The sequence below is a fragment of the Cupriavidus sp. WGlv3 genome (assembly GCF_023952475.1).
Lineage (GTDB): Bacteria > Pseudomonadota > Gammaproteobacteria > Burkholderiales > Burkholderiaceae > Cupriavidus > Cupriavidus phytorum.
In genome coordinates this window covers 566,343-580,873 of the sequence record NZ_JALHRX010000002.1, presented here as the reverse complement: position 1 = coordinate 580,873, position 14,531 = coordinate 566,343, and the positions used below count along the sequence as shown (strand labels likewise).

The 14,531-nt window shown below is 67.2% G+C and carries 13 protein-coding genes; 6 read left to right on the top strand and 7 right to left on the bottom strand.

Annotation, left to right across the window (positions count from 1 at the left end):
* Window positions 1–60 precede the first annotated feature (60 nt).
* Window positions 61–1,011, bottom strand: a complete 951-nt coding sequence (locus MKD38_RS06050; protein ID WP_252675225.1) for a LysR family transcriptional regulator — start codon at window positions 1,009–1,011, stop codon at window positions 61–63.
* Between the two features lie 217 nt (window positions 1,012–1,228).
* Between MKD38_RS06050 and MKD38_RS06045 the strand changes: the two genes are divergently transcribed.
* The 4 genes from MKD38_RS06045 (at window position 1,229) to MKD38_RS06030 (ending at window position 4,859) form a co-directional block, all read left to right on the top strand.
* Complete coding sequence (locus tag MKD38_RS06045; RefSeq protein ID WP_252675224.1) at window positions 1,229–2,176, top strand: hydroxymethylglutaryl-CoA lyase; 948 nt, start codon at window positions 1,229–1,231, stop codon at window positions 2,174–2,176.
* Between the two features lie 8 nt (window positions 2,177–2,184).
* A complete protein-coding gene (locus tag MKD38_RS06040; protein ID WP_252675223.1) occupies window positions 2,185–3,351 on the top strand; it encodes a CaiB/BaiF CoA transferase family protein in 1,167 nt (388 codons plus the stop codon).
* Window positions 3,352–3,411: 60 nt separating this feature from the next.
* Window positions 3,412–4,401 carry a tripartite tricarboxylate transporter substrate binding protein gene (locus MKD38_RS06035; protein WP_252675222.1) on the top strand — a complete coding sequence of 330 codons (990 nt, stop codon included), beginning with the start codon at window positions 3,412–3,414 and terminating at the stop codon, window positions 4,399–4,401.
* A gap of 77 nt (window positions 4,402–4,478) precedes the next feature.
* A complete protein-coding gene (locus MKD38_RS06030) occupies window positions 4,479–4,859 on the top strand; it encodes a DUF427 domain-containing protein (protein ID WP_252675221.1) in 381 nt (126 codons plus the stop codon).
* Here the strand turns inward: MKD38_RS06030 and MKD38_RS06025 are convergent.
* The 6 genes from MKD38_RS06025 to MKD38_RS06000 all read right to left on the bottom strand — a co-directional run bounded on the left by MKD38_RS06025 (window position 4,856) and on the right by MKD38_RS06000 (window position 12,462).
* Window positions 4,856–5,233: a hypothetical protein gene (locus tag MKD38_RS06025; protein WP_252675220.1), complete on the bottom strand. Its 378-nt coding sequence runs from the start codon at window positions 5,231–5,233 to the stop codon at window positions 4,856–4,858. The two genes, MKD38_RS06030 and MKD38_RS06025, sit on opposite strands and share 4 nt — an antisense overlap.
* 45 nt (window positions 5,234–5,278) lie before the next feature.
* A complete protein-coding gene (locus MKD38_RS06020; RefSeq protein WP_256504690.1) occupies window positions 5,279–6,097 on the bottom strand; it encodes a GntR family transcriptional regulator in 819 nt (272 codons plus the stop codon).
* Between the two features lie 90 nt (window positions 6,098–6,187).
* Window positions 6,188–7,177 carry an allantoinase PuuE gene (gene puuE, locus MKD38_RS06015; RefSeq protein ID WP_252675336.1) on the bottom strand — a complete coding sequence of 330 codons (990 nt, stop codon included), beginning with the start codon at window positions 7,175–7,177 and terminating at the stop codon, window positions 6,188–6,190.
* Window positions 7,178–7,215: 38 nt separating this feature from the next.
* Entirely contained in the window at window positions 7,216–7,950 is a 735-nt protein-coding gene (locus MKD38_RS06010; RefSeq protein ID WP_252675219.1) for an aspartate/glutamate racemase family protein, read from the bottom strand.
* 56 nt (window positions 7,951–8,006) lie between these two features.
* Window positions 8,007–9,530 (bottom strand): NCS1 family nucleobase:cation symporter-1, encoded by a 1,524-nt coding sequence (locus MKD38_RS06005; RefSeq protein WP_252675218.1) that lies wholly within the window; start codon window positions 9,528–9,530, stop codon window positions 8,007–8,009.
* Window positions 9,531–10,299: 769 nt separating this feature from the next.
* Complete coding sequence (locus MKD38_RS06000) at window positions 10,300–12,462, bottom strand: TonB-dependent siderophore receptor (RefSeq protein ID WP_252675217.1); 2,163 nt, start codon at window positions 12,460–12,462, stop codon at window positions 10,300–10,302.
* 378 nt (window positions 12,463–12,840) lie between these two features.
* Between MKD38_RS06000 and MKD38_RS05995 the strand changes: the two genes are divergently transcribed.
* Entirely contained in the window at window positions 12,841–13,395 is a 555-nt protein-coding gene (locus MKD38_RS05995) for a cupin domain-containing protein (protein ID WP_252675216.1), read from the top strand.
* A gap of 126 nt (window positions 13,396–13,521) precedes the next feature.
* Window positions 13,522–14,442 (top strand): dioxygenase family protein, encoded by a 921-nt coding sequence (locus MKD38_RS05990; RefSeq protein ID WP_252675215.1) that lies wholly within the window; start codon window positions 13,522–13,524, stop codon window positions 14,440–14,442.
* Window positions 14,443–14,531: the final 89 nt, after the last annotated feature.

Here is a 14,531-nt window from a genome sequence, read left to right as displayed (position 1 = left end):
ATAAGCTTGCGAAAACGCCTCGGGCTAACCCTCGAAACGCACAGGAAGTTGCGCGCCGGCTTACCGCCTGCGCCGTGCCCGGGCCGGCGCAGGCACGGCGCCCGTCGCTTCCTTCGCCGCGGCGTCTTCCAGGAACTGCACCAGCAACTGCGCCGCGGGCGACAGCAGCGAGAAGTCGCGGCAGCAGATGGCAAAGCGCCGGCGCGCCCAGTCGTCGCGCAGCGGGATCACGCGCAGGCCGAAGGCCGTGGCGACGAGCGTGGCGATCTCGGCCGGGATGATGACGATGCCGAGTTGCGCGCGCACGCAGCGCAGCGCGGCGTCGAAGGTCGACACCACGGCGCGATGCGCGATGCGCCGCCCCTGGATGGCGGCGTAGCGCGTCAGCATGATCTGCACCGCGGTCTGCGCCGGCATGGCGATCTGGTCGTAGTCCAGCGTGTCCTCGAACCGGCAGGTATCCGCCTGCGCCAGCGGATGCCCCGTGTAGACCACGGCGGCGAGGTGGTCGCTGCGGTAGGGGCGGGTCTGGAAGCCTTCCAGGTCGGCCGCGTCCCAGCAGATGCCCAGCGGCGCGGTGCCGTCGCGCAGCGCGCTGACCACTTCGCTGCTCAGGCTCTCCTCGATGGTCACGCGCACGTCGCGGTGTGCCGGCAACTGCATGAAGGCGGCGATGTCGTCCGGCAGCGATTCCGCCATGGTCGACACCGTGGCAAGCAGCCGCACTTGCCCGCGCACGCCGGAGCCGTAGTCGACCATGTCGCGCGCGACGCGGTCGGCCGCGGCAAGCATGGCGCGCGCATGCCCCAGCACGATCTCGCCGGCGGGGGTGGGGATGACGCCGCGGCGGCGGCGTTCCAGCAGCGTGGCGCCGACGGTTTCCTCCAGCTGCGCCAGGCGCTTGCTGATGGCGGAAGCGACGATGTGTTCCTGCTCGCCGGCGCGCGCCATGTTGCGGGTTTCGCAGACGGCGACGAACAGGCGCAGCGTGGTGAGGTCGAGGTCTCGCATGGGATAACGGGGGCGGCGTTTCCAGACGGGAATGTTATACGCGTGATCGTGGCCTCGGCATCGTCTCCGGGAAACTCCGTAGGCCGCGCGGCGGCGTCTGCGTGACTTTCCATTTCAGCATCCTTGGCTTCTTAAATCACCGCTTCAGCTTGCCCCCAGAAACTCATAGAGTTCTTCCATCGCCCCCGCCGCGGGACGCCAGACGTCCCGGAGAACCATGAATCGCCCCTTCCCCAGCCAAGCCGTGATCCGCGAAGTTGGTCTGCGCGACGGCCTGCAGAGCATCCGCACCATCCTGCCCACCGCCAGCAAGCTCGCATGGATCCGCGGCGCCCACGCCGCCGGCCTGCGCGAGTTGGAAGTCGGCTCGTTCGTGCCCGCGCGCTTGCTGCCGCAACTGGCCGATACCGCCGAGCTGGTCGCGTTCGCGCGCACGCTGCCAGGCCTGTTCACGTCGGTGCTGGTGCCCAACCTGCGCGGCGCGCAGGACGCGCTCGACAGCGGCGCCGACCTGATGATCGTGCCGTTGTCGGCCAGCCATGCGCACAGCCTGGCCAACCTGCGCAAGACGCCGGATGAAGTCGTTGCCGAAGTGGCGCGGATCCGCGCCGCGCGCGATGCCAGCGGCGCGAAGACGCTGATCGAAGGCGGCGTCGGTACTGCGTTCGGCTGCACGCTGCAGGGCCGTGTCGATGCCGATGAAGTGCTGCGGCTGATGCAGGCGCTGCTCGATGCCGGCGCCGACCGCGTCAGCCTGGCCGACACCGTAGGCTATGCCGATCCGCGCATGGTGCGCGATCTGTTCGCGCGCGCCGTCGCTATCGCCGGCGACCGCTTCTGGTGCGGCCATTTCCACGACACGCGCGGGCTCGGGCTGGCCAATGTCTGTGCCGCGCTCGACGCCGGCGTGACCCGCTTCGACGCCTGCCTGGCCGGCATCGGCGGCTGCCCGCATGCGCCCGGCGCCAGCGGCAACGTGGCCACCGAAGACCTGGCCTACCTGCTCGGCAGCATGGGCATCGACACCGGCATCGATATCGGGCGCCTGCTGGCGCTGCGTGAAGACGTGGCCGGCTGGCTGCGCGACGAAACCCTGCACGGCACGCTGTGGCGCGCCGGCCTGCCCAAGACTTTCGCGGCGCAGCGCGTCGCGGCCACCGCTTGAGAATGAATATGCCCCAAGACAGCAACAGCAACTCCCTGCCGCTCGCCGGCGTGCGCGTGGTCGAATTCACGCACATGGTGATGGGTCCCACCTGCGGCATGATCCTGGCCGACCTCGGCGCCGAAGTCATCAAGGTCGAGCCGCCCGGCGGCGACAAGACGCGCAACCTGCCAGGCCTGGGCATCGGCTTCTTCCGCGCCTTCAACCGCAACAAGAAAAGCGTGGTGCTCGACATCACCACCGGCGCAGGCCGCGCCGCCGCCGCCGAACTGGCGGGCCAGAGCGACATCCTGCTGGAGAACTTCCGTCCCGGCCTGATGCAGAAGCTGGGGCTGGACTACGCCACGCTGTCGCGCGACTACCCGCACCTGATCTACGTCTCGCACAAGGGCTTCCTGCTCGGCCCGTATGAGAACCGGCTGGCGCTCGATGAAGTGGTGCAGATGATGGGCGGCCTGTCCTACATGACCGGCCCGAGCGGTCGGCCGTTGCGCGCCGGCACCTCGGTCAACGACATCATGGGCGGCATGTTCGGCGCCATCGGCGTGCTGGCCGCGCTGCGCGAGCGCGATCGCACGGGCAAGGGGCAGGAGATCCAGAGCGCGCTGTTCGAGAACTGCGTGTTCCTGGCCTCGCAGCACATGCAGCAATACGCGATGACCGGCGAGCCGCCGCCGCCGATGCCGTCGCGCGTGTCGGCGTGGAGCGTGTATGACGTGTTCACGCTGGCACAGGACGAGCAGCTCTTTATCGGCGCGGTCAGCGACAAGCAGTTCGTCACGCTGTGCCGCGTGCTGGAGCATCCGGAATTGATCGACCGGCCCGAGTACGCCAGCAACGCCGCGCGCGTCGCGGTGCGCCCGCAACTGCTGGAAGAACTGGGCGCGATCCTGCGCCACCATCGCTCCGCGGAACTGGCGCCGAAGCTCGAAGCCGCCGGCATTCCCTACGCGCCGATCGTGCGCCCGGATCAGCTGCTCGACGATCCGCACCTGCTCGCCAGCGGCGGGCTGGTGCCAATGCAGGCCGACGACGGCTCGACCACGCCCACGGTGCTGCTGCCGCTGCTGATGGGCGGCCGCCGCCCGGGTGTACGCGGCCCGCTGCCCCGTGCCGGCGAGCACAACGAAGAGATCCTGGCGCGGCTCGGCAAGGACCGCGGCGCAAGCGCCTGAGGGCCAGCCACGCCACAGTAGCACCATCGACGCCCTACGATAACGATACGGAGACAAAGCATGCAACGTCGCATCCTGCTCAAGGCCGCGCTGGCACTTTCCGCCACGCTCGCCGCCGCCCTCGCCGTCCCCGGCCTCGAAGCGCTGGCCCAGGGCGGATCGGGCAAGCCCGTGCGCCTGATCCTGCCGATCAGCGCCGGCTCGGGCGTCGACAACATCGCGCGCGCGGCCGGCCCGGCGCTGGGCAAGGCCTTCGGCCAGCCGGTGGTGATCGAGAACCTGCCGGGCGCCGGCGGCATCACCGGCGCCGCCGCGGTGGTCAAGGCGCAGCCTGACGGCAGCACGCTCGGGCTGGTGTCGAATAACCACGTGATCAACCCCAGCGTGTTCCGCACCATGCCGTTCGACGCGATCCGGGACGTGACCCCGATCAGCGTGATCGGCACCACGCCGCTGGTGCTGGTGGTCAATCCCAAGGTGCCGGCGAAGAACGTGAAGGAACTGGTGGCGCTGCTCAAGGCCAGGCCCGACTCCTACAACTATGCATCGTCGGGTAACGGCACCATCATCCACCTGGCGGGCGAGATGTTCCTGGACGAAGCGGGCGTCACGGCACGTCACGTGCCGTACAAGGGCACCGGCCCGATGGTCAACGACCTGCTGGCCGGACAGGTGGAAATGGGCGTGGTGGCGCTCAACGCGGTGGCGCCGCACCTGAAGGCGGGCACGCTGCGCGCCATCGGCCTGTGCGGCGACAAGCGCAGCGCCGCCGCGCCGGACCTTGCCACCATCGCCGAACAAGGCCTGCCGCGCTACAACGTCGCCGGCTGGTTCGCCGTCATCGGCCCGGCCGGCATGCCGGCGGCAGAGGTCAAACGCACGCACGATGCCTTTGCCAAAGCCTTCACGTCTCCCGAAGTGCTGGAAGCGATGAAGAAGCAGGGCACGGTGATCGAGCCCGGCACGCCCGAGGCCGCCGCCGCCTTCTTCCGGAGCGAAGCCGCACGCTACGCCGAGCTGGTGAAGAAGGCCAACGTCAAGGTCGAATAGGCCGGCGACCACACCCGCAGCACATTGACCGGCAAGCGCCTAGAATGTCCTGCATCCCGCCATGCAGGAGCACGATGATGCCAGGCAAGCCCGTCAGGATCCCCGGCCCCGACCATCCCATCACCATCACGCCGACCGCCGGCAGGGTGGTGGTCAAGGTGGCCGGCCTCACGATTGCCGACAGCGATGCGGCGCTGACCCTGCAGGAGGCGGCCTATGCGCCGGTGCAGTACCTCCCGCGCCAACATGTCGACATGGCGCGGCTCGAGCGCAGCGCGCATGCCACCTACTGCCCGTACAAGGGCGACTGCAGCTACTTCTCCATTCCGGCCGGCGGCGAGCGCGGGCGCAACGCGGTGTGGAGCTATGAGGCGCCGTATGCCGCCGTTGCCGCCATCGGCGCGTACCTGGCGTTCTATCCGGACCGCGTCGACAGCATCGAAATCATCGGGCCCTAGGTTTCGAGCGCCGCATCGATCATCGCCGCGGCCAGGCCGATCACCAGCGCGATGGCCGAGGCGATAAAGCAGCGCACCGTCTTGCGATACTCCGGCACCGCATCGTCCTCGACGCGCAGCGCGCGGAACAGCGCGACGATCTGCAGCACCACCGCGGCCAGCAGCGCCACCGCTGCCAGCAGCGAGCGCCAGTCCCATTCGCCCGGGCTTTCGAAGCCCCAGAAGCGCCAGAACCCCAGCGAAAAGCCCAGCAGCACGGTGATGGCGGTGATGATGCCCTGGCGGTAGCCGGTGGGCACCAACTGCGGCGTTGGCGGCGCTGCGGGAGCCACGGCGGGAGGGGTAGGCGGGGCGGCAGGCTTGCCTGCATTCATGGCACGTCTCCGGTTGGCGATGGCCTGGATGCAGTCTAGTCCCGATCAGCCCTTGCTGAAGATGCTGTAGAAGTCCGGCGCGCCGCTGTCCGGCATGCTCAGGTCGAGCGAGCCTTCGATGTGTTCCAGGTGTTCCGCCATCAGCGCGCTGGCACGCGCGGCATCGCGCTGCTCGATGGCGTCGATCAGCTGCCGGTGCTCGTGCTCGGCGCAGGCGGGCGCGCCGGGGCGGTCGTACAGCGTGATGATCAGGCAGGTCAGCGACACCATCTCGCGGATCAGCTTTTCCAGGATGGCGTTGCCGGCCATCTCGGCCAGCAGGATATGGAACTCGCCCGACAGGCGGATCATCGCCGCGCGGTCGCCGCGGGCGCGCGCGTTGTCTTCTTCCATGGCATGGCGGCGCAGGCTGCGCACCTTGGCGGGCGTGGCGCGTTGTGCCAGTTCGGCGGCCAGCGCGGGCTCGACCACGCGGCGCGCCTGGAACACCTCGCGCGCTTCGTCCACGCTCGGGCTGGAGACAAAGGCGCCGCGGTTGGGCACCAGCGTTACCAGCTTCTCGTGCGCCAGGCGCGCAAACACCTGGCGGATGCGCGCCCGGCTGGCGCCGGTCACTTCGCACAGCCGTTCCTCGACCAGCTTGGTGCCCGCCAGCAGGCGGTGCTCCATGATGGCGTAGAGCAGGCTCAGGTAGATCGCCTCGGTGGCCGAAGCCTCGCTGGCGGCGCCTTCCTGGCCGGTCTCGTCGTCCGGGGCGGCATTCGCTGCGGCTTTGGGCACGGTTTTGGGGGCGGCCTTGGTGGCCGCCCGGCGCGGGGCTTTCGCGGCGGCGCCGGGCGCCGCCTTTTTCGATGTGGTTGCCATATCAGGGTACGGACATTCAGCCTGTCGCCGGAACTGGCGACGAAACACGGCTATATCGTACACAACTATGGCGACAGCGACGGCGCGGGGTCAGGCCGGGGCGGTTTCTCTGCAGGCAGCGCGCGCTTCGGCAGCGGCGTCGCCCACCTGGAACGGATGCACCTGCGCCCAGTGCCGGGCGATATCGACACGGCGGCAGATCCACACCTGGTCGTGCCCCTGCACGTAGTCGAGAAAGCGCTGCAGCGCGCGGAAGCGGCCCGGACGGCCGAGCAGGCGGCAGTGCATGCCGATCGACAGCATCTTGGGACTGTCCTGGCCGCCGGGGTCGCCTTCGTCGTACAGCACGTCGAACGCGTCCTTCAGGTACTGGAAGAACTGCTCGCCGGTATTGAAGCCCTGCGGCGTGGCGAAGCGCATGTCGTTCGAATCCAGCGTGTACGGCACCACCAGGTGCGGCTTCTTCTCGCCGCCGGTGACTTCGACCTCGGTCCAGAACGGCAGGTCGTCGCCGTAGTAATCGGAGTCGTACAGGAAGCCGCCATGCTCGACCACCAGGCGGCGCGTGTTGGGACTGTCGCGGCCGGTGTACCAGCCCAGCGGCAGCTCGCCGGTCAGGTCCTTGATGATCTGCATGCCGATGCGCATGTGTTTGCGCTCGGTGGCTTCGTCGATGTTCTGGTAGTGGATCCAGCGCCAGCCGTGGCAGGCGATCTCGTGGCCCAGTTCGACGAAGGCGCGGGTCAGTTCCGGATGGCGCTGCAGCGCCATCGACACGCCGAAGATGGTCAGCGGCAGGCCGCGCCTTTCGAACTCGCGCAGGATGCGCCAGACGCCGGCGCGCGAGCCGTATTCGTAGATGCCCTCCATGCTCATGTGGCGCTCGGGGTAGGCCGCGGCGCCGACGATCTCGGACAGGAACTGCTCGGAGGCGGCGTCGCCATGCAGCACGCAGTTCTCGCCGCCTTCTTCGTAGTTGAGCACGAACTGCAGCGCCACGCGCGCGCCACCCGGCCAGCGGGCGTGCGGTGGGCGGGCGCCGTAACCGATCAGGTCGCGGGGATAGCGGGACTGGAGCATGGTGGTGGAAGCGGACAAAGTGCGGGAAGACATGGGGTTCAGTTCAGGGCATAGGGGGCCAGCATGCCGGCATAGGGCTTGGGCAGCGGCCGCGCCCAATCGCCGCGCTTGCTGGTGCCCAGTCGTACCGATACCAGCGCCTCGGCCAGCTTGACCGCGCACGACACGCCGTCGATCACCGGCGCGCCGATGGCGTCGGCGATCTCGTCGCACAGGTCGGTCATGCCGGCGCAGCCCAGCACGATGCACTCGCTGCGGTCTTCGGCCAAAGCCACCCGGCAGGCCTCGGTGATGATGCGGCGCGCATCGGAGCCGGGGCGCTCCAGCTCCAGCACCGGCAGGTCGCAGGCGCGCACGTTGTTGCAGAAGCGCTTCATGCCGTAGCGCTCGGCCAGGTGCCAGGCGATATTGCAGGTGCGCGCCAGCGTGGTGACCACGCTGAAGCTGCTGCCGACCACGCTGGCCATGTGCATGGCGGCCTCGGCGATGCCGATCACCGGCCCGCGCGCCACTTCGCGCGCGGCGTACAGGCCCGGGTCGCCGAAGCAGGCGATGACGTAGCCATCCACGCCTTCCTGCTCGCCGGCCAGGATCTCGTCGAGGATGCCCGGCACCGACAGGGCCTCGTCATAGTGGCTTTCGATCGAAGCCGGTCCCATGCGCGGGCTGACCGCGCTGATGCGCGTGCCGGGCGCCGCCACGGCGGCGGCGCACTGTCCGATCTTGTCGGTCATGCTCTGGGTAGTATTGGGGTTGATGATCTTCAGCTTCATGGACGCGGCTCGGTTCGGTGCGCTCGGAATCGTGCAGTGGAAACAGGGGGTCGGGATCACGCCTGGCTGGCGGCGTGGTTGCCGAAGTGGCCGGGCATTATGCGCGGTGCCAGCTGCCGGTACAGCACCAGCGCGATGCCCATGCCGATAAACCAGCTGTAGTTGGCCGCCGCCTGCCAGGCCGGCACCACCACGCACAGGATCGGGATGATGGCCGCGGGAATCATGGTGGCCACCGCCGCCGGGTTGAAGCCGTTGCGGTACCAGTAGCGGCCACGCGGGTTCAGCGTGTACAGGTCGTCGACCTCGACATGCTGGCGCCGCACCAGGTAGTAGTCGGCGATCAGGATGCCGAACAGCGGGCCGATGAAGGCGCCCAGCACGTCCAGCGTGTAGTGGATCACCTGCGGGTTGTTGTACAGGTTCCACGGCGTGATGAAGATCGAAGCCACCGCGGCGATCATGCCGCCGGTGCGCCAGCTGATGTGCTTGGGCGACACGTTGGAGAAATCGAACGCCGGCGAGACGAAGTTGGCGACGATATTGATGCCGATGGTCGCGGTCATGAAGGTGAAGGCGCCCAGCAGCATGGCGAAGGTGCTGTCGATATGGCTGACGGTTTCGACCGGATCGGTGATCAGCTTGCCGAACACCGGCAGCGTGGCCGACGTAGTGATCACGGTCAGCAGCGAGAAGCCCAGGAAGTTGACCGGCAGGCCCCAGAAGTTGCCGCGCTTGACCGACTTGAAATCCTTGGCATAGCGCGAGAAGTCGCCGAAATTCAGCATCGGGCCGGAGAAGTACGACACCACCAGCGCAATCGCGCTCAGCATCACCGGCACCGCTTCCCAGCCGGTGTACTTGACGAAGCTCAGGGTGAAGTTGACGTTCTCCCAGCCGGCCTTGTTCACCAGCCAGATCGCCAGCGCGATCATCACCACGTACACCGCCGGGCCGGCCCAGTCGATGAACTTGCGGATGGTCTCCATGCCGGTCCAGAACACCAGCGCCTGCAGCACCCACAGCACCATGAAGGCGGCCCAGCCGAGCGTCGACAAGCCGGCGAAGCCATGCAGCTTGACGTCGGCGTATGGCGCCAGTGCCGGGAAGAAGTGCAGCGCCAGCACCAGGAAGGCGCTCGACGCGAGATAGGTCTGGATGCCGTACCACGCCACCGCGATCAGCCCGCGGATGATGGCCGGGATATTGGCGCCGAGCACGCCGAACGAGGCCCGGCAGATTACCGGATAAGGCGTGCCGGTCACCTGGCTGGGCTTGGCCACCAGGTTGCAGAAATACTGCACGATCACGATCCCCACCAGCAGCGACACCAGCACCTGCCAGCTGGTCAGCCCCAGCGCGAACAGGCTGCCGGCGGTGATATAGCCGCCGACGCTGTGCACGTCGGACATCCAGAACGCAAAGATGTTGTAGGTGCCCCAGGTCTGCTTGCGCAACGGGGCCAGGTCCTCATTGGTCAGGCGTTCGTCATAGCTGGGCTTGATCAGGGCATTGCCGTGTGCGGCATGCCCGCCCTGCGCCTGCGCTGCGTCGGCGGGTGTTGCGGTGGTTTGCATCATCTGAGTCTCCTGGCAGATGTGTGTCTTGACGATAGGCGACGTGCGGCCCTTCGGGGCTCTGTGCGGCGCGCCCAGGGGAGGGTGTTTATGTGTCTACTAAATTGTCTACAAAATTGATTGAGTGTGTAGACGATGTTGTAGATCACGGATTTGTGATTGTCAACATTCGTTTTCCCTGAAGGTGGGAGGCGGGGGATGTGAGGGGGTGGGGATTTGATGCGGGTGACTTCGTTGATGCGCCGGCCCTCTCCCCCGCCCCTCTCCCGCAAGCGGGAGAGGGGAGAAAACAAGCGGGATGCGAGAAGCCTTTGGGTTCGCCCGCGATAGCGCCGTGCGAGCGCAGCGACGCACTCCGTGCCCGAGCAATAGACCTGAGATAGGGAGCGCGCGCAGCGCAGCCGAAGGCGTCCCACCAATAGCGCCAGCAGCAGGCTGCCTACACCCTGTTGGGATCGTTCAAAAGTGGGTGATCGAAGGCACCGCCCCTGACTCACATAGCGTTAGCAGGTTCGAACGGGCACCCACGCCAAACGGAAATCACCACCCCCTGAACCACCCACGCCGCGGAATGGATTGCCAGCCGCATAGGCGACGCGTTTCTTGCCTACTTCTTGGCGCTCGGCCAAGAAGTAGGTCGCCGGCTGCGCCGGCGAAACAGCCACGCCCGCCAAGCACGACAAACCAACCAACCGTCGCACCCCAAGCACAGCATGAACCAACAAAAAACCCGCTCCAGAGAGCGGGTGTCATTGCGCGCGTGCGGCAAACTTCAATACGCGATCTTCGCCGTCAAACTGATGCTGCGCGGGTCCGCCGGCTGGATGTAGTTCTCGTACTGGAAGCCCCAGTAGCGCTTGTTGGTCACGTTGTTCAGCGCGGCGCGCAGTGTCAGGTCCTTGCCGGCGACACGGGTGCTGTAGCTGGCGCCGAGATTGAATACCGTGTAGCCGCCGGCGTCGAGCGTATTGCCGGCATTGAGCTTGGTGCTGCCGGTGTATTTGCCATCGACGCCAAGGCGCAGGCCGGGCACGAACGGCACGCGGTAGCTGACGCGGCCGGCCATGATGAAGCCGGGCGCGCCGGCGACGCGGTTGCCGCTGTTGGCCACGCCCTTGTCGTAGTACGAATCCAGATACATCGCGCTGGCGCCGAACTCCCATTGCGAGCCCAGGCGGTACACGCCCGCCAGTTCCAGGCCCTGGTAGATCGAGGTGCCATCCTGCTGGCGCGTCGGCACGCCGCCGCTGATGCTGTCGTACTCCGCGCCACGCTCGATGCGGAAGGCGGCCGCGGTCGCGCTCCACGCAGCCTGGTCGGCCTTCACGCCGATCTCATACTGCTTGCTGCGGATCGGGCTGAGCAGCTGACGCGCGTTGGTGTAGCCGTCCGGCACGATCGAGCCCGGCTCCAGCGCCTCGACATAGCTGGCATAGACCGTGGCCGTTGGCACCGGCTTGAACATCAGCGCCAGCGTCGGCGTGACCACGCCGTTCTTGCTGTAGCTGGAGGTGACCGGCACATAGCCGTTCTGCTCGAAGTTGGTCACGCGCAGGCCGGCCAGCACCGACCAGCGCTCGCTCAGCTGCACGGTATCGCTGGCGAATACCGACTTCTGCGTGATGTCGCTGTTGCACACCTTGTTGAAGGCGGTCGAGCTGTAATACGTGTTGGTGTTGGGCGCGAAGATATTGCCGGTGCCGATGACCGCGCCAAAGCCGTTGTTGTCATAGCGGTCGATCTGCTTCTGCCACGACAGGCCCGCGACCAGCTGGTGGCCGAACGGGCCGGTGCGGAACTTGCCCTCCAGCATCGCCTGCCATTGCCCCACCTGCTGGTTCTGCGCGGTGTCGTAGCGCTGGTCGATGTAGTCGCCGGCCTGGTTCAGCAGGTTGTAGGTGCTTTCATTGCGGCTGCGGCTGACCTTGGTGAAGCTGTAGCTGGTGCTGACCGCCCAGTCCGGATTGATCTGGTAGCGCAGGCCGGTGCTGTACAGCTGCAGGTTGGTGTTCAGGTGCTGGTCGGCGCCGGCGAAGTTGCGGATGCGCCCGGACACCGCGCCCGGCAGTGCCGTATCGCCATAGCTCCACAGGCTGAACGACGGCATCTGGCCGGTGGCGCGGCGGTCCTGGTAGATCGAATCGAAGGTCCAGGTCAGGTCCTTGGTCAGGCGCGCGTCCAGGCCCAGCGACACGCTGTCGCGCCGGATATTGCGCGCGTTGTAGGGCGTGCCTTCCTCGTGCGTCGCGTTCAGGCGGTAGCCGAACATATTGTCCGGGCCGGCGCGGCCGCCCAGGTCGATGTGCTCGCTCCAGACATTGGCGGCGCGGTAGCCCAGCTCGAACGACGCCGTGAAGGTGTCGGTCGGCTTCTTGGTGACGTAGTTGACGATGCCGCCCGGCGTGGCGAAGCCGTACATGAACCCCGGCAGGCCCTTGAGCAGCTCCACCTGCTCCATGTGCTCGTACGGCAGCGTGATGCCGTAGGCCACGAACGGCAGGCCATTGATCTTGAAGCCGTTCTGCCAGTCGATCTGCAGGCCGCGCACGCTCAGGTAGCTGGACCAGCTGTTGTAGCCGTTGCCGTTGTCGCTGACCGACGCGTCCATGGTGAACACGTCGCCGAGCTTGGCCACCTGGCGCTCGGCCAGGTCTTCGCCGGTGACGATGGTGGTGGAGTAGGGCGTGTCCAGCTGCGTGCGCGAACCCAGCGCGCCGGTGCTGGCCTTTTTCTCAAGCTGCAGGCCGGAATCGTCCACCGCCGACGCGCTTACCGTCACCGCCGGCAGCGACGCCGCATCGGCCGGCGCCGCCGCTTGCTGCGCCAGCGCGGCCGTCGCCGGAAAGCCGGCGAGCACGGCAAGTTGCGCCAGCACGGCGAGGTGGCGGGGTTGGGGTGCGCGCGCACGCGCGGCGCGAAGGACTTGGCGGCTCATAGGGAACAGCAGGAAGACAGGCGGGCCTGTATGTGAATGTCAATACAAATGCGAATAATTCGCATTTATGAAAAAAACCGAATGATGCCTATCCCGTGGCTGCGGCGTCAAGGCGCAAGGTTGGGCTTTGTGGTGAAAGCAACGGCGGATGGTGCCGGCTCCAGGCGCAGCCAGTGCCCGGTTGCTGCGCGCGCAGCGCGCGTTGGGCGACCGGATCGCGATCCGGCGCACGCGGTCTCCCTGCGCAAAACCCGATACCGGATTGTTATGGCGCCCGGCGAAAAATGATGTTGGACTTGCCTGTTGGCGGTTCATAAAGTGGCACGAACCGAGGCGAACGCCTCTCGTTTTCCCAACTTCATGACACCGAGGAGCAATATGGATCCGACCCCACAGGAAATGGAAGCCACCCGCATCGCGCGCTGGGGCAAGGTCAAGCCTTACGGCGAGACCTTCATCGAAAGCCGCCTGCCCGGGATGAAGAAGAACATCTACAAGATCATGAATCGCGGCGTGCTCGAGAACAAAGGCGTCGAGCCCGCGATCCCCGGCAACCACCGTTTCGGCGTGACCTTCATCGAAATCCCGGTCGGCCAGGGCGCCAGCCTGCATGCGCACAAGACCGAGGAAGTGTTCTGCCCGCTGAACGGCCAGATGGAAGTCATCTGGGGAGAGAAGGGCCAGTACTCGCTGATGCTGAACCAGTGGGACGTGATCTCGTGCCCGATCGGCGTGATGCGCGGCTTCCGCAACCCCAACGACCACGCTTTGGTGGTCTACTCCGTGGTGGGCGGCACCGACGAAGAATGCGGCCGCATCGCCTGGCACCCGGACGTGGTCAAGGCGGCCGAATCCACCGGCCTGGTCTACGGCGACGACGGCTACATCAAGGAAGGCGGAGCAGACACGGCGCAGCCGCGCACCGAAGGCTGACAACGTCCGCGGCGCCCCGGACGCGTGGTCAACGAGCAGGCGCCTGCGGCATGCAGCGGGGCGTCACATCGACGCCCCGCTCCGCGCCAGATTCCATCCCCACTTCCCCCAGGAGCTGACCACACCATGACTTCTGCTTCCGTAGCCCGCGCAAGCGCCGCTTCCGCGGCGGCTTCCCAATCGATTCCCGCCACCCCCGAGGCGCTGCTGGAAGCCGTGCTCAAGGCCAATGCCGGCACCGCCGACGCGCGTACCCGCACCATTCTCGATGCCATGATCCGGCATGCGCACGCGTTCGCGGCCGAGGTGCAGCTGACCTATGAAGAACTCCACGCCGGCCTGGACTTCATGGTCCGCATTGGCCAGGCCACCGGACCGAAGAAGCACGAGGGCATCCTGCTGGCGGATATCCTCGGGCTCGCCACGCTGGTGCTGCTGATGGACGCCAAGGCCGTGCTGGCCGCGGGCGGCACCGAGCCCGCGCTGATCGGCCCGTTCTGGCGCGCCAACCAGCCGGTCCGCCCCAACGGCGCGCATATCGCCACCCCCGACACCACCGGCGACCCGCTGTTCGTACAGGGACGCGTCGTGTCGATCGACGGCACGCCCATCGCCGGCGCGCGCATCGAGACCTGGCAGGCCGCGCCCAGCGGCCTGTACGAGAACCAGGACGAGCACCAGGAAGACATGAACCTGCGTGCCGTGTTCGAGACCGACGCCGACGGACGCTTCTGGTTCGACAGCGTGCGGCCATCAGGATATGGCGTGCCGATCGACGGCCCCTGCGGCGAACTGCTGAAGCTGCAGAACCGCGACCATATGCGCCCGGCGCACCTGCACTTCATCGCCATCGCGCCGGGGCACAAGGTGCTGACCACGCAGATCTTCGATGCGCTGGATCCTTATGCCTTCAGCGACGCGGCGTTCGGCGCGGTCGGTTCACTGCTGCGCGATTTCGAGCCGGACGGCAACGGGGGCTTTCGCCTCGATGTCGAGCTGAAGCTGGAGCCGGGCGAGACGCGCCTGCCCAAGCCGCCGCTGCCGTGAGGGCGGTACTTTCGGACGGGGCAGGACCGCTGACAAAGCGGTAACGGGGGGCATCGAAGTCGCCGGCTCGCCGCATGTGCCGTGCGACA

Bases quoted from the DNA above. Each gene is read 5' to 3' on its own strand.
- MKD38_RS06050 (WP_252675225.1), bottom strand. From the start codon at position 1,011: ATGCGAGACCTCGACCTCACCACGCTGCGCCTGTTCGTCGCCGTCTGC.
- MKD38_RS06045 (WP_252675224.1), top strand. From the start codon at position 1,229: ATGAATCGCCCCTTCCCCAGCCAAGCCGTGATCCGCGAAGTTGGTCTG.
- MKD38_RS06040 (WP_252675223.1), top strand. From the start codon at position 2,185: ATGCCCCAAGACAGCAACAGCAACTCCCTGCCGCTCGCCGGCGTGCGC.
- MKD38_RS06035 (WP_252675222.1), top strand. From the start codon at position 3,412: ATGCAACGTCGCATCCTGCTCAAGGCCGCGCTGGCACTTTCCGCCACG.
- MKD38_RS06030 (WP_252675221.1), top strand. From the start codon at position 4,479: ATGCCAGGCAAGCCCGTCAGGATCCCCGGCCCCGACCATCCCATCACC.
- MKD38_RS06025 (WP_252675220.1), bottom strand. From the start codon at position 5,233: ATGAATGCAGGCAAGCCTGCCGCCCCGCCTACCCCTCCCGCCGTGGCT.
- MKD38_RS06020 (WP_256504690.1), bottom strand. From the start codon at position 6,097: ATGGCAACCACATCGAAAAAGGCGGCGCCCGGCGCCGCCGCGAAAGCC.
- puuE (WP_252675336.1), bottom strand. From the start codon at position 7,177: ATGCTCCAGTCCCGCTATCCCCGCGACCTGATCGGTTACGGCGCCCGC.
- MKD38_RS06010 (WP_252675219.1), bottom strand. From the start codon at position 7,950: ATGAAGCTGAAGATCATCAACCCCAATACTACCCAGAGCATGACCGAC.
- MKD38_RS06005 (WP_252675218.1), bottom strand. From the start codon at position 9,530: ATGATGCAAACCACCGCAACACCCGCCGACGCAGCGCAGGCGCAGGGC.
- MKD38_RS06000 (WP_252675217.1), bottom strand. From the start codon at position 12,462: ATGAGCCGCCAAGTCCTTCGCGCCGCGCGTGCGCGCGCACCCCAACCC.
- MKD38_RS05995 (WP_252675216.1), top strand. From the start codon at position 12,841: ATGGATCCGACCCCACAGGAAATGGAAGCCACCCGCATCGCGCGCTGG.
- MKD38_RS05990 (WP_252675215.1), top strand. From the start codon at position 13,522: ATGACTTCTGCTTCCGTAGCCCGCGCAAGCGCCGCTTCCGCGGCGGCT.